This is a genomic window from Neorhizobium sp. JUb45 (assembly GCF_004343585.1).
Classification (GTDB): Bacteria; Pseudomonadota; Alphaproteobacteria; order Rhizobiales; family Rhizobiaceae; genus Neorhizobium.
On record NZ_SLYW01000003.1, the window covers coordinates 1 to 18,837 of the forward strand.

Genomic DNA, 18,837 nt, shown 5'->3' on the forward strand with positions numbered 1-18,837 from the left:
TCCACGGCACCAAGGTCAGCGACATCGTCGCCGAGGCAGGGTTGAGCCAACCGTCTTTCTATCTTTATTTCGATTCCAAGGAGTCGACTTATGAGACCCTGGTAGAGGAGTTCCGGGAGAGTCTGCGGTTCGTTACGCTATCAAACCTGATCGCCCCCGATACTCAGAAGGCCGAGCTTGAAGAGCGGGTTGCGGTAAGTTTTCGGAGGTTTCTGGATTTTATGGCCAGCGATCGCTCCTTGACGGAGATCGGCTTTTTCCATCCTCCAGGCTGCTCGGTGACGAAACAGCAGATGGTCGACTGGGTTGCTGACAATATCCGAAAGGAGCAAGTCCACAGAATCTTCCGCAAGGACATCACCGCCGAAGAAATCGCCAAACTGTTGGTCGGCATTCTCGATCAGTTCGGCCGGATTGATGCCGATGAAGCAGAACGGCAGCGGCTGGCGGATGTTTGCGGCAAGCTCTTCTGTTCAGGGGCTGGCTCCTGAGCGGACGACCGAGATCCCGCTCCGCTGGCCACGCGTCGCGCCCGCAGGGCTATCAGCCTGCCGACATCTCCAATCTTGCCGCCGCCGTGGCTGCGTCGCCATTGTCGAGCGGATTTGGCAGCCCGAGTTCGTTTGTCAGCCATGCGCAGAATTGGCGCACTGAGCGTCTCGACTTGCTGCTGGACGGCACCACGAGATAGTGACCGTGATACTGGATATCGCTCGACTTGCCCTGCAAGAGCGCAACAAGTTGACCGCTTTCGAGCTCTCGCTCAACGAGCCGAAGCGATTCCAGCGCAACCCCGAGACCGTTAACGGCTGCAGAAATCGACATGTAGCTGCGTTCGAACCTGAAGCTTCTTCTGGCCGGTCCGCTGAGGCCGTTTGCGGCAAACCAATCCTCCCATTGAACGCGCTTCAGTTCGCTGTCTATGAGGTCGTAATCGAGAAGATCTGATACCAACCGGATGCGGCTTGCGATTTCCGGCGTACAAAGCGGACAGACAGTTTCGAGGCCAAGCGGAATGCTGATCAGGCCCTCGCCCTTCGGTGGCCCGTAAGAAATATCGATATCCATATCGTCGCCATGAAACCGGTAGGATAGCGACGATGACGATAACCGGATCTCCAGTTCAGGCAGGTCTTTTGCAAGCCGCGTCAACCGCGGTGTCAGCCATTGAGCCGCCATTCCCGGCGCGCAATGCAGCCGCAAAAGATTGGATGCACGTCCGTCGGCCAGTTCCATCCCTTCGCGCAGGTCGTCAAACGCACGGCCGACACGGGAATACAGCGATTGCCCGGTTGATGTCAGTTCTATTACCCGCCCGTGACGCTCGAAGAGGGCCGATCCGATCAGGTCCTCGAGCTTGCGGATGGCGTGGCTGACAGCGGAGGCGGAGATCGACAGCTCCTCCGCCGCCACTCGAAACGAACGGTTGCGCGCAACCGCCTCGAACGTTTGCAAAGAGGACACGGGAAGAATTGACATCAATCAGGCCTGAATGGCATTCACGTCCAGATGCAATAATGCCATTTGAAGTTCAATTCAATCGACCGCTCCTGAGACTGCCCGGTTCTCACCATCCGAGCTAACGGAGTGCGACGACTGTATCCGCGGCGACGTTTCGCAGCAGGATCGCGGGCGGCGGCGCAGCTGGAACAATTGCAATTCCGCTGTGGCAATCCGCCGCCGGCGGCAACATCAGGCACGGAAAAAAAACGAATACCCGTCATGATCCCGTGCCTTTCAGATCAGAACAGGACGGGTTCGTCGCCGTCCGGCTGTGCATAGCGGTTGATTTCCATGCCGCAGCTGACTTCGACGAACTTCGGGGCGTTCCATTTCATGTCAATGTCTCCTGTTTTGGCTGTCCCTCGCTTGCGCCGAGGGCAGGCTCGGACAATTGAAGGACATTTTGACACAGGTCCAGTAGCGCACCGATTGGCGAAACGCATTTTAGCAGGACTACACACTCGTGAAGAAATACTAACAGCCGTATGGTCGTCTTTTCTTTGACAGATTGTCGCAGGCAAAATAGGCAAAGCCAAGCTTGGGCCCGAGCTTTAAATTTTTATCAAGCTACGGAAGTCATTATGACACTCACTCGGAACGCCGCATTTGCGGACGGGCCCGCTGCCGCGCGTCGTGGCGGCGCCTGGCGCATTGCCGCGATACTTCTCTCGATCGTTCTCGCACTGTTCGGCATCGTGCTGTTCGGCGGCGGACTTTGGCTGATCTGGCTCGGTGGAAGCTGGTATTATGGCTTGGCAGGCGCTGGCCTGCTTGCGACGGCCTACCTCGTGCTGCAGCAGCGCATGGCCGCGCTGAAGCTCTATCTTGTCGTCTGGGTCCTGACCCTCATCTGGGCATTCTGGGAAGTAGGCTTTAACTTCTGGGCTCAGATCCCGCGCCTTGTCGCACCGACTGTCGTTCTGGTGTTGCTTCTCGCAATCCTCCCAGCCCTGCGTCCCCGCCGAACCTAAGGAACTTCCCATGACGAACTTACTCCGCGTCAGCCTCGCGGCTGCGATGGCGACGGCATTGGCAGGCACGGCGCTTGCCCAGGAAACGGCTGTAAAGCCGGCAGCACCCCAGCCGCCAGTCGGTGCCGATTGGCCGTTCTACGGCGGCGACGAGAACGCCAGCCGCTACAGCCCCCTCTCCCAGATCACACCGGAAAACGTCGGCAAGCTCGAGCGCGCCTTCGTTCTGCATACCGGTGACGTTCCAAGCCCCAAGGCCCGTTACTCGCCCGAGACGACGCCGCTCAAGATTGGCCGTTCGCTTATCATGTGCTCGGCCAAGAACATTCTGGTTTCCGCCGATGCGGCGACGGGCAAGGAAAACTGGCGTTATGATCCGGGCGTTCCGGATGCGGCTATCCCGCACGCCGCCGCCTGCCGCGGCATTGCCACCTATACCGCGCCGGAGCTTGCCGAAGACGCCGCCTGCAAGACGCGCGTCATCGAAGCGACACTCGATGCCCGCCTGATCGCGGTCGATCTGAAGACCGGTCAGCCTTGCCAGGATTTCGGCACCGGCGGCCAGGTCGATCTGTGGAACGGTATCGGCAAGCGCGTACCCGGCTGGTATGCAGTGACCGCGCCGCCGACCGTCGTGCGTGGCGTCGTCGTCACCGGTGCACAGGTCAAGGACGGCCAGGATGAAGATGCGCCATCGGGCGTCATGCGTGGCTTCAATGCCGTCACCGGCCAGCTTGCATGGGCCTGGGACATGGGCAACCCGGCAAACAAGAATGGTCCTGCCGAAGGCGAGACCTATACGCGTGGCACGCCGAACAACTGGGCGGCTGGCGTCGCCGATGAGAAACTCGGCTATGTTTACATCCCGACGGGCAATTCCTCGATCGACTATTACGGATCGAACCGCAAGGATTACGAAAACGAATTCTCCACCTCGCTTGTCGCACTCAATGCGGCCACCGGCGATGTCGTATGGCACTTCCAGACCATCCACCACGATGTCTGGGACTACGACCTCGGCAGCCAAGGCACACTGATTGACTTCCCCGGCGCGGACGGAAAGCCGGTTCCGGCCATCCTCCTGCCGACCAAGCAGGGCGATATCTATATTCTTGACCGTGCGACCGGCAAGCCGCTCATTCCGATCGGTGAAGCCAAGGGCCAGAAGGGCGGATCCGTAGAACCGGATTACATTGCAGACAGCCAGCCGACTTCGCTTTGGCATACGCTGCGCAAGGAGCCGCTGGTCGAATCGGACATGTGGGGTTTCACGCCGATCGACCAGATGATGTGCCGCATCCAGTTCCGCAGCGCCAATTACGAAGGCTACCTGACGCCGCCTTCGGCCGACAAGCCATGGATCCAGTATCCCGGCTACAACGGCGGCTCCGACTGGGGTTCGGTTGCCATCGACCCGGTCAACGGCGTCCTCATCGCCAACTACAACGACATCCCGAACCTCAACCAGCTCATCGAACGTCCGGAAGCAGATAAGATGGGCGTACGCCCGATCTATGCGCCAAAGACCGATGCGCCGGCACCGAAGTCGACCGGCGGCGAAGGCGGCGCGTCGATCTATCCGCAGATCAACGCGCCCTATGCGATCAAGGTCAATTCGGGATGGCGTAACTGGGGCACCGGCGTTCCCTGCTCGGCACCTCCTTACGGCGGCATCCGCGCCGTCGACATGAAGACCGGCGAGACCCTGTGGGATGAACCGCTGGGCACCGCCCGCCGCAACGGTCCGTTCGGTATTCCGTCCTACCTGCCGTTCACGATCGGCCTGCCGAACAATGGTGGCTCCGTCATCACCGCAGGCGGCCTGATCTTCATCGGTGCGGCCACGGACAATCTGTTCCGCGCCATCGACGTGAAGACGGGTGAAGTTCTCTGGCAGGACGTTCTTCCCGCCGGCGGCCAGGCAAACCCGATCACCTATGAGGTGGACGGCCAGCAGTATGTGCTGATCGCAGCATCGGGTCATGCCTTCATGGAAACCGGTCGCGGCGACGCACTCGTGGCTTACCGACTGCCCAAATAAGATTGCAAAGGGGCCGGGCCATCCGGCCCCTTTGTCTTGTCAGGACCGACAGAAAACCTCGCAATCGGATTGCGAGAGTTGGCCGGCGATCAAGAACTTCCTTGGCCGGCGCCGCAATAGACCTGTTTTATGGGTGACATCACATGTACAGACTTCGGTTTTGTCAAACCTGCAAAAGCCCATGAAGTCACTGAACCTGAACGCTACACAATATTTCGAGGCTGTCGCCCGCCTTGGCGGCGTCACACGCGCGGCCGAGGAATTGCAGGTTTCCCCGTCAGCGGTGAGCCAGCAGATCAGGCTTCTGGAGCAGCAACTGGGCGTGAAGCTTTTCACGCGCTCCAAACAGGTCCTGTCGCTGACCATCGACGGGGAACGTCTCTACCAGACGACCACGCGCGCGCTGCAATCGATCAAGGATGTGCATGGCGCGATCGTGCGTCAGCGTGAAAATCTCGGCCTCAGCATCCGCGTCAGCCCATCAGTTGGCGAAAAATGGCTGGCGCCCCGGCTCGCCTCGTTCGTCGACAGCCACCCCGACTGGCATATCCGTGTCGACGGCACGCCGAACTTTACCGATTTTGCCAACGAGATCGTCGATCTCGATATCCGCTATGGCCGCGGCAATTGGGACGGTGTCCATGTGGAGCATTTGCTGACGGATTACGTGGTTCCGATGTGTTCACCGGCATACCGGGACAGACTGGCGAAAATCTCATCGGATCCGATCGTCCAGCTTCAGAATGCAAGGCTTGTCGACAGTATCAAGGCCTATGTGCGCTGGGATCAGTGGCTGGAATTCAACCCGATCGAACATGTCGCAATGGCCTATTCGTACCATCTGGAGCGGTCGTCGATGTCCATCGAGGTCGGCAGGCAGGGCGGCGGCCTCATCCTGGAAAGCGCGACCCTTGCCCATGAAGAATTGAAACGCGGAGACCTCGTTCCGCTGTCAGCCGTGTTCTCCGCCATTCCGGTACGTGCCTACTGGATCGTCTGCCCCAGCCGCCACCTGTCGCGCCGGCCCGTGCGAACATTCATAGACTGGCTCTCAGCAGAAGCGCTGGTTCAGCAGGATGAGGTGAAGACGCTGCTGTGCTCAGCGGGCATCTCGATCCAGGCGCCTGATGTGCACAAGGCCTGATCCGTATCGCGGAGGATGCTGGGAGCTTTCAGGCTTCAACAGGAGAGGAATCGAAATCCAACCCGATTGCAGCAGCTGATCCAATGGCAAGGCTGCTGGTTGCCGCTCTCGAACTCATTTCCAACAGGCCATGGCAATGTCGCATCGTCGGCAGTGACGGTATGCGCCGGACATCGGCGGATGCCTGCGGAAACAGATCGACCATGTGGGCCTTGCCTGCCTGATCGTCGTGACCGGTGACGTGGAGGACATTGGCGCTGAATACCACCATGGGATATTCTTGTTTTATCTGACACTGAGTAATTTACACCAAAGGAATTAGTCGATCCGAACCAAGTAACGCTTTGTTTTCTTGGAAATTCCATTGCTTAAATGAATTTTTTAACGCTAAAACAGCAACAATTCACACTCACTTAATTATGCAAGCTTCCGATAAATTAAGCGGAACATGAAAGACTGAGGGCTCTTCGGAGGGATATGAAATCACTCTGCGCATGAATATGAAATTGAATATCAGACAGCGTGCCCAGGTATGATCAATTCGATCCTGACCCTCTTTCGCGTGAGGGGTGACGATCCCACCCTTGCAGTCGCCCAAAAAGCGGCGCTCTCCAAGCAGATCCCGCTCATGTATTTTATCCTTCTGGTAAATACATGGGGCGTGGCCATCACGCATATGCACGTTGCTCCGGCTTTCCTGACGATTGCCGTTCCCACGTTGATGACTGTCGTTTGCAGCATGCGGCTTCTTCAGTGGTGGTATCGAGCTGGCCGCACGGAAACGGATCCGACAAGGGCCATCGCCGATCTGCGTCGGACAAACCGGATTGCCTGGGTGCTTGCAGCCGTATTCGCCACTTGGGGCGTAGCGCTTGCACCTTACGGCGACAGTTTCATGCAAAGCCATGTGGCGTTCTATATGGGCATCACGGTCATTGGCTGCATTTTCTGTCTGACCCACCTCCTGTCTGCCGCGATCGCCGTCACTCTCGTCGTCAACATCGTGTTCATCGCCTATTTCGGGATGACCGGGAATGACATTTTCATCGCGATGGCCGTCGATGTCGGTCTCGTTTCGCTGGCGATGCTGATGGTCCTGTGGGTGCAATATCGGGATTTCACCAACCTGATTGTCTCTCGCAGGGAACTGGAGATGAAAAAGAATGCGCTGGAAAAGCGCGAACTGGATCTGATCGAGGAACAGAAGCAGACGCAGGCTCTGAGCGACGAGAACAAGAAGCTGGCCAATGTCGACAGCCTGACAAGCCTTGCAAACCGTCGGTTTTTCTTTGGCAAACTGGATGAAGCGATTGCCGCCAGCCAAGCGCAGGATGATCCTATCCATGTCGGCATCATCGATCTGGACGGTTTTAAGCCGGTCAATGATGCCTACGGGCATCGGATCGGCGACGAACTCCTGGTTCAGCTGGCTTTTCGCCTTTCGCATATCTGCCGCGGCAAGGCACTTGTGGCCCGCCTCGGCGGCGACGAATTTGCATTTTTACTCTTGGCAAAAAATCACGCCGCGGCTCAGGAACTTGCCGAGGAGATCTGTGAAGCCTGCCGGGAACCGTTTTCGATTGCCAATATAATCGTTCAGATCGGCGCCTCCGTCGGCATTGCAAGCAGCGACCTTTGTGACGATGCTGCAAATCATCTGTATGAGCATGCTGACTTTGCCCTTTATCAGGCAAAACGCGACGCTCCGGGCACTGCCGTCGCATTTTCAGATGAACATCACCGTAGCCTGTCGCGGGTCATGATCATCGAGCAGGCATTGCGTGATAGGTCCATCGATCGTGACATCGCACTGAACTTCCAGCCGATTTTCGACATTCAGCAGCAGTCGGTCACGGCGTTCGAAGCGCTGGCCCGGTGGCAGCACCCCGTGCTTGGCTTTGTATCTCCGGCGGAATTCATTCCAGCGGCAGAACGGCTGGGATACATCAACCATCTCAGTCGTCTGCTTCTCACGAAAGCCCTGCATGAAGCACAGACATGGCCAGACAATATCCGGCTTTCGTTCAATCTCTCGGCCAGAGATCTTTCCTCCAGCGAACACGCCATGCGCCTTCTGGCGATCATCGGCAATAGCGGCATCACACCTACTCGCATCGATCTGGAAATTACCGAAACTGCGATTTTGACAGATCTCATGCGCGCCCAAACGGTTGCGCAGGCATTCATATCGGCAGGTGTCGGCGTGTCTCTGGATGACTTTGGCACCGGATATTCCAGCCTGACGCATCTTCATTCGATGCCGCTGACGAAAATCAAGATCGACCGCAGCTTTGTCACCGGCATCGACCGTGACCCTGCAAGCGCGAAAATCGTCAAATCTCTCATCAGGATGGCGGATGATTTAAATCTCGAATGTATCATCGAGGGTGTCGAAACTGCCGGGGAGATGGATCAGGTTCGTGAACTCGGCGGACGTTTTGTGCAAGGCTACCACATCTCGAAACCGCTCGGCGCAGCAGACGCCCGCAAGCTGGTGCTTGCAACCGGACAATCAAATCATGCCGCAGCACGGTAATGGGCTATCCGGCTATTGGCCACCGTAGATCAATCCACATGATTTACATCTCATCGGCAAACGAACGCATTGGTATTTACGTATTCTACAATGTTGATCGCTAATTTTGCCAAATGTCATTTCGTGGGGGGATGACAGCTCTGATGACAGCACCACGCACGTGCCGTCATCCATAATCAAGGCGCTTCAATGCTTCAGCAGGTCACTGACGACGTTTCCACACAAGGTGATATTGCGGCTTTCGAGCAAGCTATGGCACGCGTCGCGATTTCCGCCGACGGAACGATCTTGCGCACCAACATGCTGTTTCTGGCATTGTTCGATTACCGCGCCTGGGATCTTGCCGGACGCAACCGAAGCATATTCCTCCCTTCAGAGGCCGATCCGAAAACCGAAGATGCAATCCGCCAGGTGCTTGAGGACGGCATCGAATTAAGAGGCGATATCAGAGCTGTCCGGCGCGATGGGGCCGAGCTCATCGTGGAGGCCTTTTTCCATCCGGTAAAGGATGCGACCGGCAATGTGCAAGAGGTCGTCATCTTGATGCGCGACATTACCGAACAGGCGCGACGTTTGGCGGATGAAGGCGGTCAGATCGCCGCGATCAACACCTCGCAGGCGGTCATCCATTTCGCCCTTAACGGCACGGTCATCGATGCCAATCAGCGTTTTCTGCAGGCTATGGGATATAGCCTCGCCGATATCATCGGTCGTCATCACAGCATATTTGTCGATGAGGAAGAGGCCGCATCGGCAGAATATCAGAACTTCTGGCAGGCGCTCGGTGAAGGCCGTTACAATGCCGGAGAGTTTCGTCGGCTTGGCAAGGGTGGGCGCCCGGTCTGGCTGCGCGCCACCTACAGTCCTGTCCTTGATGGCGACGGCCAGCCTTTCAAGGTCGTCAAATACGCAACCGACGTGACAGCGGAAAAGCTCAACCATGCGGACTACGAAGGCCAGATTGCGGCCATTCACAAGTCCCAGAGCGTCGTCACCTTCGACATGGACGGCACGATCCTGGATGCGAACGATAATTTCCTGCAGGCCGTCGGCTACAGCATGGAAGAAATTTCCGGGCGCCACCACCGCATGTTCGTTGACCCCTCCTATGCCCATGGACTGGAATACGAAGTATTCTGGAGCGATCTGGCGGACGGGCGCCATCGGTCGGGTGAGTTCAGGCGTATCGGCAAATCGGGCCGCGATGTATGGTTGCAGGCGACCTACAATCCCGTATTTGATCAGTATGGCAATCCGTTCAAGGTCGTCAAATATGCAACGGTGATCACCCGCGAAAAATTGCGCCAAGCGGATCATCAGGGCCAGATTGCCGCCATGCACAAGTCGCAGAGCGTCATATCCTTTGCACTCGATGGCACGATCATCGACGCCAACGACAACTTTCTCACCCTCACCGGCTACCGTCTGTCCGAGGTCCGCGGCCAGCATCACCGGATGTTCGTACCGGCCGAAGAAAGAGACAGTGCCGACTATCAGGAATTCTGGCGCCGCCTTGGTGCCGGCGAGCACCAAAGCGGCGAGTTCAAACGCATCTGCCGCAATGGCGCCGAAGTCTGGCTGCAGGCCAGCTACAACCCGATCTTCGACATGAACGGCCGGGTGTTCAAGATCGTCAAGAATGCCGTCGACGTCACCGCAGAAAAGCTCCGTCAGGGCGACCACGAAGGCCAGATTGCGGCGATCAGCCGTTCGCAATGCGTCGTCACCTTCGATATGGACGGCATCGTACTCGACGCCAATGACAACTTTCTCGATGCGATGGGCTATGCACTCGACGAAATCGTCGGCCAGCATCACAGCATTCTGGTCGAGCCGAGCTTTGTCGAAAGCGAACAATATCGGCTGTTCTGGAAGAACCTGCGCGACGGGACCTTCCTCTCGTCCAAGTTCCGCCGGACCGGCAAGGATGGAAGAGAGGTCTGGATACAGGCCTCCTACAATCCGATCCTCGATCTCAACGGCAAGCCGTTCAAGATCGTCAAGATCGCCACCGACATCACCGCCGATGTGGCGCTTGCAGCTGATCTTTCGAAGGCACGGCAGGAAGTTCTGCATGACGGCCTGACGGGGTTGCCGAACCGCATGGGTCTTGCCGATTTCATGCGCAAGAGCCTTCAGGCGATCGACGCGAAACTCTCGCTTCTTTACCTCGACCTCGACCATTTCAAACCGATCAACGACACCTTTGGCCATCATGTCGGCGACCACGTGCTTCGCGAGATTGCGGCACGGCTGAAGCTGACGCTGGAGGCAGATCAGATCGTCGCGCGAGTCGGTGGGGACGAGTTCGTCGTCGCGGCGCCTGATCTTACCCGTGAAGAGGCTGCAGCGCTTGCAACCCGGCTTATCAGCGTGGTGAAGGATCCGATCCGCCACGACAGCAGCAGCCTGACCGTGGGGCTTTCCATCGGCATTGCCCAGGCCCCGCACGACGCGCGAACAGAGGATGAGCTTCTACGCTTTGCCGACGTCGCCCTCTATCGCTCGAAAGGCGGCCAGAAGGGCACGTACAGCTTCTTCTCCGATCCCGATGATCAGAGAAAGGAAGAGGATCGCCATCTCTCGCATGAGATGCAGTTCGGCATCAAAGCCAATCAGTTCCGGCTGTTCTTCCAGCCACGCTTCAGAGCGGATGATGGCGTTCTTGACGCTGTCGAAACCCAGGTCGAATGGGATCATCCGGAACGCGGCAACCTGACCGCCGAACACTTCCTTCCTCTGGCGGAAGTGAGCGGGCTTATCGTACCGCTGGGCGACTGGACATTGCGCACAGCCTGCAATGCGGCGCTGGACTGGCCGCTGATTACCGTGTCGGTCGCGGTTTCGCCGGTGCAGTTCATGAGCGGAGACCTCCCCCGCGCCGTCAAGCTGGCGCTGCGTGAAACCGGCCTGCCGGCAAACCGACTTGAGATCCGCGTGGACAAGAGCATCGGGTCCTTCGATATCCCCAATCTGCGAGCAGAACTCGAGGCACTCAAGAAAATCGGCGTTCGCATCGTCGTCGCAGGTCAGCTTGTCGGCGAGGACGCGACAAGCGGTCGCGAATCCTGGCCGGTGGACTACGTTCTCATCGACGACCGGACCAGGGCCAGCCTTGAGCGGCAAAAGCATGAGAGCCTGAAGGAAATCGCCAAGATCGAGGCGGCTCTCGATGTTGCCGATGGCGGCCACTCTTCGTCGGATGCCCGCAAGCGTCTGAGCCTGTGGCTTGATCGAAATGCGAAGCTGCATGCTTTCCTGTCGACGCCGCCGCGCTCGGCCGAAGATGTTCCGGCTCTGCTTCCGAAAAAATCTGCCTAAGGGACTGCAACTTCATGGCTTGCTGCACGCCGTAAAATCCGAGGCACAGCAAAGGCCTGCGGATGTTTATCGCAAGCTTTTTCTCTTCGGTGCGGGCACACATATCGAGCCAGATCAACGACGTCTCGCGCGCCGCTAATCCTTGATGACGAGCATTGGGGTTGCGGATTCGGGATCCTTGATGATCGAGCAATCGATTGAAAACACGTCATGCAGAAGCTCAGGTCGGGCAACCGCATCGGGACGACCGGAGGCCACCAGCTTGCCGCCCTTCATCACCGCAATGTTGTCCGCATAACGAAAGGCCTGATTGAGATCGTGCAGGACGGCGACCACCGTCTTGCCCTGCGCTGCCAGACTGCGCGCAAAGCGCAGAACCTCGACCTGATGGTTGATGTCGAGAAAGGTCGTCGGCTCGTCAAGCAGGATGATCGGCGTCTGCTGCGCGACGATCATGGCGATCCACACCCGCTGGCGCTGGCCGCCCGAGAGATCCGCGACATAGCGGTCAGCGAGTTCGGTCACCTCCAGCTGTGCAAGTGCCGCCTCGATGGCGGCTGTGTCGCCGCCACCCAGACGACCCCAGATATCATTATGAGGACTGCGGCCATAGGCGACCAGCTGGCGCACGGTAATCCCGTCGGGAACCGGCAGAACCTGCGGCAGGAATGCAATGTTTCGGGCCAGCGCCTTGGCGCTGTAATCGCCCATGGGTATTCCGTCGATTGCAATGCTCCCCGTCACGGGAGGCAATATCCGCGTCAGGCTTTTCAGAAGCGTCGATTTTCCGCAGCCATTGGGACCGATAAGCGCGGTGAAGGCGCCTTTCGGAAAATCGAGCGACAGATTTTCGATGATCGGGACGGAGCCATATCGCAGCGTCAGATCAACGACGGAGATGGCGGGGTTCTGCTCCAACCGGTCTTGTGAATGATTGTTTGAAATCTGCATCTATCGAATCCGGAACAGGAGCCAGAGGAAATAAGGCGCGCCGATCACTGCCGTCAGAACGCCGACGGGTATTTCCATCGGCGGCGCAAGACCGCGGCCGAGTGTGTCGGCGAGCACGACGATGATGGCACCGGCAAGTGCCGCGGTCGGGATCAGCGTCAGATGCGCGCCGCCGACCAGCCGTCGGGCAAGATGCGGCGCCATTAGCCCCACGAAGGTGACCGGGCCGATAACCGACACCGAGATGCCGGTCAGCAGAACAGAAAGCGCAATGGCAAACAATCGCACAGGCCTCAACCCTACGCCCAAGCCCGTCGCCGCTTCATCTCCCAGCCCGATGAGATCAAGCGGCTTGGCCAGGAGAAACCCCGCACCGATCAGCGGAACGAGCAGCAGCGATGGCGCAAGATGTGTCCAGCCGCGTGCCCAGAGGCTGCCGGTCAGTGCGAGAAGCGCGGTGTTGATTTCCACCGGATAGGTCAGCAGCAGGAATTCCGTGACGCTGGCAAAGGTCAGGGAAACGGCGACGCCCGACAAGGCGAAGCGAACCGGGGAAAACGCCATTCCACTGTTATAGGCCGTCAGCAGCAAGGCACCGCCGGCGCCGCCAAGGCAGGCGATCAACGGCAACCAGCCCTGCGCGCCTGACTGTACGAGCAACAACACCACCGTTACGGCCAGACCCGCGCCCTGGGTGACACCCAGAATATCCGGCGAAGCCAGCGGATTGCGGATGACGCCCTGTATAAGCGTGCCGGCGGTACCAAGTGCTGCGCCGATGAGGATGGCGATCAGACTGCGCGGCAGACGATGCTGCCAGATCACAAAATCCGCAGCGTCGTGCAACCACGCCATTTTGACGGCAGCAAGCGGCGAGATCATCGTTACGCCGATACAAAGCGCGGCGAGAGAAGACGCTGCGAGCAGGAGTATCAGAGTGGCAATCACCGGCACCGCGCGCATCATCTCTGCCCCCGCGCCATCAGCAGGAAGAAAGGAGCGCCGATCAGCGCCGCGACAGCGCCTGCCGGCGTCTCGGCTGGAAATGCCACGGCCCGGCCAGCGATATCGGCAGCCAGCAACAGGATTGCCCCGACGGCAGCGGTCATCGGAACGAGTGGCCGGTAATCGGCGCCGACGAAGAGCCGTGCGATATTCGGCGCCATCAGGCCGATAAAGCCGATAGGCCCGGCGACAGCGACCGTTGCACCGGTCATGATGCAGCCGGCGACAAAAACGATTGCCCGCAGCAGTTTCAGCCGCACGCCAAGCGCATGCGCCGTCTCATTACCGAGATTGACGAGGTTGAGGCGCGACGCGACGACACTGGCCAGAAACAGTCCGGCAACGAACACCACGGCCATGATCTGCACTTCGGGGAAGCGGATATTGGACAGCGACCCCGCCAGCCAGTTCAGCATGCCCAGCGCCCTCTCCTCAGCCAGAAGCACGAGCAGCCTTGTGAGCCCGCCGCAGAGCGCAGCAACCGTAATGCCGGCCAGAATGAGCCGTCCTTTGGAGGCATCCATGGACCAGGCTGTACCGAGCAGAAAAACGAGAACCCAGGCAAAGGCACCGCCGAGAATGGTGGCGATCAGCGCATCGTGCCCAAAAGGCAGGGCAATCAGGCCGGTCGTCACGAAGGCGAGCCCGAGGCTTGCCCCGCCGGTGACGCCGAGCAGCGTCGGCGATGCCAGCCTGTTGCGCGTGATGCCCTGCATCAGCAGGCCACACAGCGCCAGCGTGCCACCGATCAACGCCGCCGCCAAAGCGCGTGGCAAACGGATATGCGCAACGATCCGTGCTGATGTTCCGGCACCCTGCCCGCCGTTGAAGACACCGGCCCACGCGTCGGCCGGGCTGATCGCGAATGTCGAGAAAGCCGACAGCGACCACCAGAACAGCCCGACGACCAACAGAATGGCCGCCCCGATGGAAACGAGGCGGCGATCAGCGCATGGGATCGGCATCGACATTGCCTTACACCTCAAGCATCATTCGACGGGCGTGAACTTGCCCTGCATGATCGCCAGCGTATCGCTCGCGATCTTTTCCGCCGAAAGAATGCCGCGATTGCGCGCCCAGACATTGGAATCGACGGCGACGACCTTGTCCTTGGAGGCACGCAACACGCTCCACAGGTCTTCCTTGCTCCACTTGTCGACGATGTTGGGATGGCGGTAGTTGCCGACGAACAGCCATTCCGGATCGAGGCTCAACAGCTGTTCGATGCCTGCAAATTCGGTCGGAGCACCCTTGTCGCGCATGGTCGGCACGGTTGCACCGAGGCTGATCAGCACGCTGCCGGCATAGGATTCCGGGCCATGGACGGAAAAGCTGTCTTCGCGGGCCGCACCGAACAGGATCGAGATACCCTTGGGCATCTGGGCGGCGATGCCGGCCATCAGTTCCTTGTGCTTGACAAGACGCGCTTCCATTTCCGGCGCCTTGCCCACTGCCTGTGCGATCAGTGCCGCAGATTTCAGGCTGCCCTGATAATCTTCGCCACGCGAAGACAGCAGAAGCGTCGGCGCAATGGCGCTCAATTCCTTGTAGACGGAGGCGTGCCGGTCGAGATCGGCAATGATAAGGTCAGGCTTGAGACCGGCAATCGCCTCGATGCTCGGCTGGCCGCGGGTGCCGACAGACGTCCAGGTGCCGATGATATCGCGCACTGCCTGCGGCAGGCGCTTGGCATCCTTGTCATCGGCAACACCGACAGGCGCGACACTGACCGCAGCCAGAGCATCTGCGAAGGAGAATTCGAGGACGACGATACGCTTTGGAACGTCAGGGATCGTGATCGTGTTGGTGCCGTCATTGACCGTAATCGGTGCGGCAAAAGCGACCGGTGCGATCAGAGAAAGGCCAAGAGCCAGGCAGGCCAGAATGCGCTTCAACGGAAGTCTCCTGATTAAGCAACAAATTCCTCCCGCACCCGACCTATGAAACTGGCGTATAATCGTCAACTTTAACCGGAGCTGCAAACCGGCTGCGACGACATTCCCACAGGCTCTGTCAGCCTGCCGACAGTTTGGCGCCGTAAAGTCGAGATATCCCGGCGGCGGTGTTGCATCCACTTGCCTTTTTCAGGGACATCGTGCGTCTCTTGATGCGATCTCCTGCAGACCACCGAACCGCGCGGCTTTTACGAGATCGTCAACCGGTTGAACATGGACGCGACGTTCTATGAGAGGAAACAGCGGCTTGCGGCTTTTGCTGGTCGAAGACGACAAGGATCTGGCGCTCTGGTTACAGCGCTCGTTGCAGCAGCGTGGGCTGTTCGTGGAATGGGAAGAGGACGGCATGCAGGCGGATCGCCGCATCGCCGCCGAAACCTTCGACGCCATCATCCTCGATCTGAACCTGCCCATGCTCGGCGGCGCGCGACTGCTCGACAAGATGCGTGACCGTGGCGATGCAACGCCATTGATCATCATCACCGCCAAGGATGACCTGCCCGACCGGATCGCCCTGCTTCATGCCGGCGCAGACGATTTTCTGGCAAAACCCTTCTCGGTGGAAGAATTGGAAGCACGTCTCGTCGCATTGGTGCGGCGCAGCCGCGGGCACGGGCGAGGCGTTTACGATTGCGGTTCGCTGAGCTTCAACCAGTCGCAACAGCTTTTTCTGCTCAACGGAACGCGTCTGGCGCTGAGCGCGCGCGAACACGCGGTGCTCACCATCCTGATCCAGCGCGTCGGCGAGCCGATTTCCAAACAGCAGATTCTCGACCGCCTCATCAGTTCAGACGAGGAGATGCAGCTGGAGACCGTCGAGGTCATGATGTATCGCCTGAGAAAGCGCCTCGAAAATTCCGATGTCCGCATCATTACGCTCCGGGGCCTTGGATATTTTCTCGAGGCGCTCGATGGCCAGGGGTAAGATAAAGGCAGAGGCAAGATCGGCTGGACGGTCTCTGCTGTTCACCGTGACGATGTGGGTTGCGCCTGCACTCGTTGCTCTCGTTGCCGGAACGGCCTTCATCACAGGTTCGACAGCGACCAACCTTGCCGATAGCGCCTATGACAGGTCTATTGCCGGTGCCCTGCGCGCCATCGATCTCAACATTTCCACCGAGAGCGGCGGCATCGGCGTGGAACTGCCCTACCCGCTGTTCGAGGCTTTCGAGGCGACCGCGTCCGGCGCCGTTTATTTCCGTGTCGCGACCGAAGACGGAATGGTGGAGATCGGCGACAGTTTTCTGCCGCGCCCTCGGGATTTTTCCGGCACCGGCTTTCATTTCTACAATGACGAATTCCTTGGCGCGCCGATCCGCATGGGAATTTTCAAACGGAAGCTGAAACAGCCTTTGTATGGCGCGGCGGAACCGCAGACGATCGTCCTGCAGGTTGCCGAAAGCATGCAATCGCGTGACGCGTTCCGGTTCGAGATCATCAAGAGCACGGCTGCCTTGAACCTTGCCTGCGTCTTCGCCGTCATCATTCTTCTGCTTGCCGGCCTCACCCGCGCCCTGTCACCGCTATCTGCCTTGAGGGCCGGGTTCGAACGGCGCGATCCGAACGACCTTTCACCCGTGGATGCTTCAGCACTTCCACGCGAAATCCGTCCGCTGGTCGATACATTCAATCGGCTGCTGGGTCGCCACACGGCGCAGGCCGAAGCACAGCGGCATCTGCTGGATGACGCCTCCCACCAGTTGAGAACACCGATCGCCGTCCTGCGAACGCAGATTGATTACGCGCTTCACACCAGCGCCGCCGAGGAAAGGATCTCCGTTCTTCAGGCCATGCGCAAAATCGTCGAGCGCGCATCGCGCACCACAACGCATTTCCTGACGATGGCGCGCATCCGCAATTTCGCCAGCGACACCGCTCCGGACACGCACAGGCCGGTCGATATCAAGGCATTGCTGACGGAACTCGCGCGTATGCGGCTGGCGGATGCGCGCCGGCAACGCGTTGACCTCGACCTCGATCTTCCCGACCAGGACGTTTACGCAAACGGCTCTGAAATCCTCATATTCGAAGCGCTTAGCAACCTTCTCGACAATGCGATTCGCCATTCTCCCAAGCAGGGAAACATTACCTTCCTGCTTGAGCCTTCAGATGGTCTCCTCCGCATCACCCTGATCGATCAGGGGCCGGGCATGAGCCAGGAGATGATCGACAGGATCGGCGAGCGCCATCTCGACCCGGCCCATCATCGCGAGGGCGCCGGCCTCGGCCTGGCCGTGGTCGTCGAGGTCGCACAGGCGCATGGCGGTGCCCTCACGCTCCGCAACCGGACAGAGGGCGGACTGGAAGCGGCGCTCACACTTCCGTCACCGGCAACTGCGGCAAAAAACCGCACATTGACAGCTTCCTGACAGCCATGATGCGTTATCCGTGCCCAAACTTGTTCAGATCGACGTTCTTTGGGAGGGGGCGGTGAGCATAAGATACCTTATCATCCTGGCCGCCGCCCTGCTCTGTTCGAGCCTTGCCGTCGCGGCCCCCGCCAATCCGGTCTGCATTGTGCCATCGGAACCGGATGGTGCCTTTCAGCTGACATGCGAGCTTGCGAAAGAAGCCATTGCGGCGACAGGCGACCTGCCACAGCCGATAGTGCTCGAGCGCATGCCAGGCGGTGTCGGCGCCATCGCATTCAACGTTTTCACCAGCACGCGCCGAGCAGAGCCGGGCAGCCTCGTGGCGTTTTCCGAAGGCTCGCTCTTCAACATTGCCCGTGGCAAATTCGGTCCGCATGACTGGACCGATGTCAGATGGTTGGCCGTGCTGGGTGTCGATTATGGCGCCGTTGCCGTTCAAGATCAGGCGCCGTGGCGCACGTTGCCGGATCTCGTCGAGGCCATCAGGGCCGCGCCCCGATCGATCGCGATCGGCGGCTCGGGCACGATCAATGGCCGCGACTGGATGCGTGCCGCCAGCCTCGCCAAGCTGGCGGGAGCCGATATCCGCACCATGCGTTTTGTCGCCTTCGAAGGCGGTGGAGACTGTATGGCGGCACTGGTCGGCGGCCATGTGCAGGTCTGCATGAACGATGCGGCGACAACGCAGAAGCGGATCGACCGGGGGCAGCCGGTGCGCCTGCTTGCCGTTTACGCCAGGGATCGGCTCGAAGGGAAACTGAGCGGCGTTCCAACCGCGCGGGAACAGGGGTTCGATATCGTCTGGCCGGTTGTTCGCGGTGTTTATATGGGGTCGGATGTCAGCGACGCGGATTACGCGTTCTGGGCGGATGCCTTCAGGAAGGCCTTGGCGCAGCCGGCTTATCAGAACCTGCTTGCCGACAATTATCTGCAACCGTCCCCCCTCATCGGTGATGAACTCATAAAATTCGTTCGCGAGCACGCGGCATCTGCGGCCAAAGAGCGGGAGCCACTCTAGCCTCACCTGCATCCATCGTC

At 59.2% G+C, this 18,837-nt stretch carries 16 protein-coding genes and 1 pseudogene; 9 read left to right on the forward strand and 8 right to left on the reverse strand.

Annotation, left to right across the window (positions count from 1 at the left end; translation table 11 throughout):
• The coding region (locus EDF70_RS12765) for a TetR/AcrR family transcriptional regulator (RefSeq protein WP_132273831.1) at positions 1-491 on the forward strand (491 nt) is incomplete at its 5' end.
• Positions 492-543: 52 nt separating this feature from the next.
• Here the strand turns inward: EDF70_RS12765 and EDF70_RS12770 are convergent.
• The 3 genes and pseudogenes from EDF70_RS12770 to pqqA all read right to left on the reverse strand — a co-directional run bounded on the left by EDF70_RS12770 (position 544) and on the right by pqqA (position 1,838).
• Positions 544-1,479, reverse strand: coding sequence for a LysR substrate-binding domain-containing protein (locus tag EDF70_RS12770; protein ID WP_132273833.1), 936 nt, complete (start codon positions 1,477-1,479; stop codon positions 544-546).
• An 84-nt stretch (positions 1,480-1,563) separates the two neighbouring features.
• A pseudogene (locus EDF70_RS30710) lies at positions 1,564-1,724 on the reverse strand (pyrroloquinoline quinone biosynthesis protein B); the annotation flags it as partial.
• A gap of 18 nt (positions 1,725-1,742) precedes the next feature.
• A complete protein-coding gene (gene pqqA / locus EDF70_RS12775) occupies positions 1,743-1,838 on the reverse strand; it encodes a pyrroloquinoline quinone precursor peptide PqqA (protein ID WP_132273835.1) in 96 nt (31 codons plus the stop codon).
• A gap of 246 nt (positions 1,839-2,084) precedes the next feature.
• On the opposite strand from pqqA, the gene EDF70_RS12780 reads away from it, so the two are divergent.
• The 3 genes from EDF70_RS12780 to EDF70_RS12790 all read left to right on the forward strand — a co-directional run bounded on the left by EDF70_RS12780 (position 2,085) and on the right by EDF70_RS12790 (position 5,659).
• Entirely contained in the window at positions 2,085-2,474 is a 390-nt protein-coding gene (locus tag EDF70_RS12780; protein WP_132273837.1) for a glucose dehydrogenase, read from the forward strand.
• A 10-nt stretch (positions 2,475-2,484) separates the two neighbouring features.
• Positions 2,485-4,515: a pyrroloquinoline quinone-dependent dehydrogenase gene (locus EDF70_RS12785; RefSeq protein ID WP_132273840.1), complete on the forward strand. Its 2,031-nt coding sequence runs from the start codon at positions 2,485-2,487 to the stop codon at positions 4,513-4,515.
• 181 nt (positions 4,516-4,696) lie between these two features.
• On the forward strand, positions 4,697-5,659 hold the full coding sequence (locus tag EDF70_RS12790) for a LysR substrate-binding domain-containing protein (protein WP_132273843.1): 963 nt from the start codon (positions 4,697-4,699) through the stop codon (positions 5,657-5,659).
• A 28-nt stretch (positions 5,660-5,687) separates the two neighbouring features.
• Here the strand turns inward: EDF70_RS12790 and EDF70_RS12795 are convergent, their stop codons facing one another.
• Positions 5,688-5,930, reverse strand: a complete 243-nt coding sequence (locus tag EDF70_RS12795; protein ID WP_132273845.1) for a hypothetical protein — start codon at positions 5,928-5,930, stop codon at positions 5,688-5,690.
• Between the two features lie 882 nt (positions 5,931-6,812).
• On the opposite strand from EDF70_RS12795, the gene EDF70_RS12800 reads away from it, so the two are divergent.
• The gene (locus EDF70_RS12800) at positions 6,813-8,195 is read left to right on the forward strand and encodes an EAL domain-containing protein (protein WP_245519196.1); all 1,383 of its coding nucleotides are present in this window, start codon (positions 6,813-6,815) and stop codon (positions 8,193-8,195) included.
• A gap of 189 nt (positions 8,196-8,384) precedes the next feature.
• A complete protein-coding gene (locus EDF70_RS12805) occupies positions 8,385-11,516 on the forward strand; it encodes a bifunctional diguanylate cyclase/phosphodiesterase (RefSeq protein WP_132273848.1) in 3,132 nt (1,043 codons plus the stop codon).
• Between the two features lie 135 nt (positions 11,517-11,651).
• On the opposite strand, the gene EDF70_RS12810 is transcribed toward EDF70_RS12805, so the two are convergent.
• The 4 genes from EDF70_RS12810 to EDF70_RS12825 are packed head-to-tail and all read right to left on the reverse strand — an operon-like array spanning position 11,652 to position 15,367.
• Positions 11,652-12,467 carry an ATP-binding cassette domain-containing protein gene (locus EDF70_RS12810; protein ID WP_132273851.1) on the reverse strand — a complete coding sequence of 272 codons (816 nt, stop codon included), beginning with the start codon at positions 12,465-12,467 and terminating at the stop codon, positions 11,652-11,654.
• Positions 12,468-13,433, reverse strand: a complete 966-nt coding sequence (locus tag EDF70_RS12815; RefSeq protein ID WP_132273854.1) for an iron chelate uptake ABC transporter family permease subunit — start codon at positions 13,431-13,433, stop codon at positions 12,468-12,470.
• Positions 13,430-14,443 carry an iron chelate uptake ABC transporter family permease subunit gene (locus tag EDF70_RS12820; protein ID WP_207908249.1) on the reverse strand — a complete coding sequence of 338 codons (1,014 nt, stop codon included), beginning with the start codon at positions 14,441-14,443 and terminating at the stop codon, positions 13,430-13,432. The genes EDF70_RS12815 and EDF70_RS12820 overlap by 4 nt, the downstream gene beginning before the upstream one ends.
• 18 nt (positions 14,444-14,461) lie before the next feature.
• A complete protein-coding gene (locus EDF70_RS12825; RefSeq protein ID WP_132273856.1) occupies positions 14,462-15,367 on the reverse strand; it encodes a Fe(3+) dicitrate ABC transporter substrate-binding protein in 906 nt (301 codons plus the stop codon).
• A gap of 307 nt (positions 15,368-15,674) precedes the next feature.
• On the opposite strand from EDF70_RS12825, the gene EDF70_RS12830 reads away from it, so the two are divergent.
• From EDF70_RS12830 to EDF70_RS12840, 3 genes are all read left to right on the forward strand, one after another.
• On the forward strand, positions 15,675-16,352 hold the full coding sequence (locus EDF70_RS12830) for a response regulator (protein ID WP_132273859.1): 678 nt from the start codon (positions 15,675-15,677) through the stop codon (positions 16,350-16,352).
• Entirely contained in the window at positions 16,339-17,796 is a 1,458-nt protein-coding gene (locus EDF70_RS12835; protein WP_165932018.1) for a sensor histidine kinase, read from the forward strand. Before EDF70_RS12830 ends, EDF70_RS12835 begins: the two co-directional genes overlap by 14 nt.
• Positions 17,797-17,857: 61 nt before the next feature.
• The gene (locus tag EDF70_RS12840; RefSeq protein WP_132273864.1) at positions 17,858-18,817 is read left to right on the forward strand and encodes a tripartite tricarboxylate transporter substrate-binding protein; all 960 of its coding nucleotides are present in this window, start codon (positions 17,858-17,860) and stop codon (positions 18,815-18,817) included.
• Positions 18,818-18,837 lie beyond the last annotated feature (20 nt).

What these genes read in the sequence shown, in the direction of transcription:
- EDF70_RS12770 (WP_132273833.1), bottom strand. Translation starts at nt 1,479, where the DNA reads ATGTCAATTCTTCCCGTGTCCTCTTTGCAAACGTTCGAGGCGGTTGCG.
- pqqA (WP_132273835.1), bottom strand. Translation starts at nt 1,838, where the DNA reads ATGAAATGGAACGCCCCGAAGTTCGTCGAAGTCAGCTGCGGCATGGAA.
- EDF70_RS12780 (WP_132273837.1), top strand. Translation starts at nt 2,085, where the DNA reads ATGACACTCACTCGGAACGCCGCATTTGCGGACGGGCCCGCTGCCGCG.
- EDF70_RS12785 (WP_132273840.1), top strand. Translation starts at nt 2,485, where the DNA reads ATGACGAACTTACTCCGCGTCAGCCTCGCGGCTGCGATGGCGACGGCA.
- EDF70_RS12790 (WP_132273843.1), top strand. Translation starts at nt 4,697, where the DNA reads ATGAAGTCACTGAACCTGAACGCTACACAATATTTCGAGGCTGTCGCC.
- EDF70_RS12795 (WP_132273845.1), bottom strand. Translation starts at nt 5,930, where the DNA reads ATGGTGGTATTCAGCGCCAATGTCCTCCACGTCACCGGTCACGACGAT.
- EDF70_RS12800 (WP_245519196.1), top strand. Translation starts at nt 6,813, where the DNA reads ATGAAAAAGAATGCGCTGGAAAAGCGCGAACTGGATCTGATCGAGGAA.
- EDF70_RS12805 (WP_132273848.1), top strand. Translation starts at nt 8,385, where the DNA reads ATGCTTCAGCAGGTCACTGACGACGTTTCCACACAAGGTGATATTGCG.
- EDF70_RS12810 (WP_132273851.1), bottom strand. Translation starts at nt 12,467, where the DNA reads ATGCAGATTTCAAACAATCATTCACAAGACCGGTTGGAGCAGAACCCC.
- EDF70_RS12815 (WP_132273854.1), bottom strand. Translation starts at nt 13,433, where the DNA reads ATGATGCGCGCGGTGCCGGTGATTGCCACTCTGATACTCCTGCTCGCA.
- EDF70_RS12820 (WP_207908249.1), bottom strand. Translation starts at nt 14,443, where the DNA reads ATGTCGATGCCGATCCCATGCGCTGATCGCCGCCTCGTTTCCATCGGG.
- EDF70_RS12835 (WP_165932018.1), top strand. Translation starts at nt 16,339, where the DNA reads ATGGCCAGGGGTAAGATAAAGGCAGAGGCAAGATCGGCTGGACGGTCT.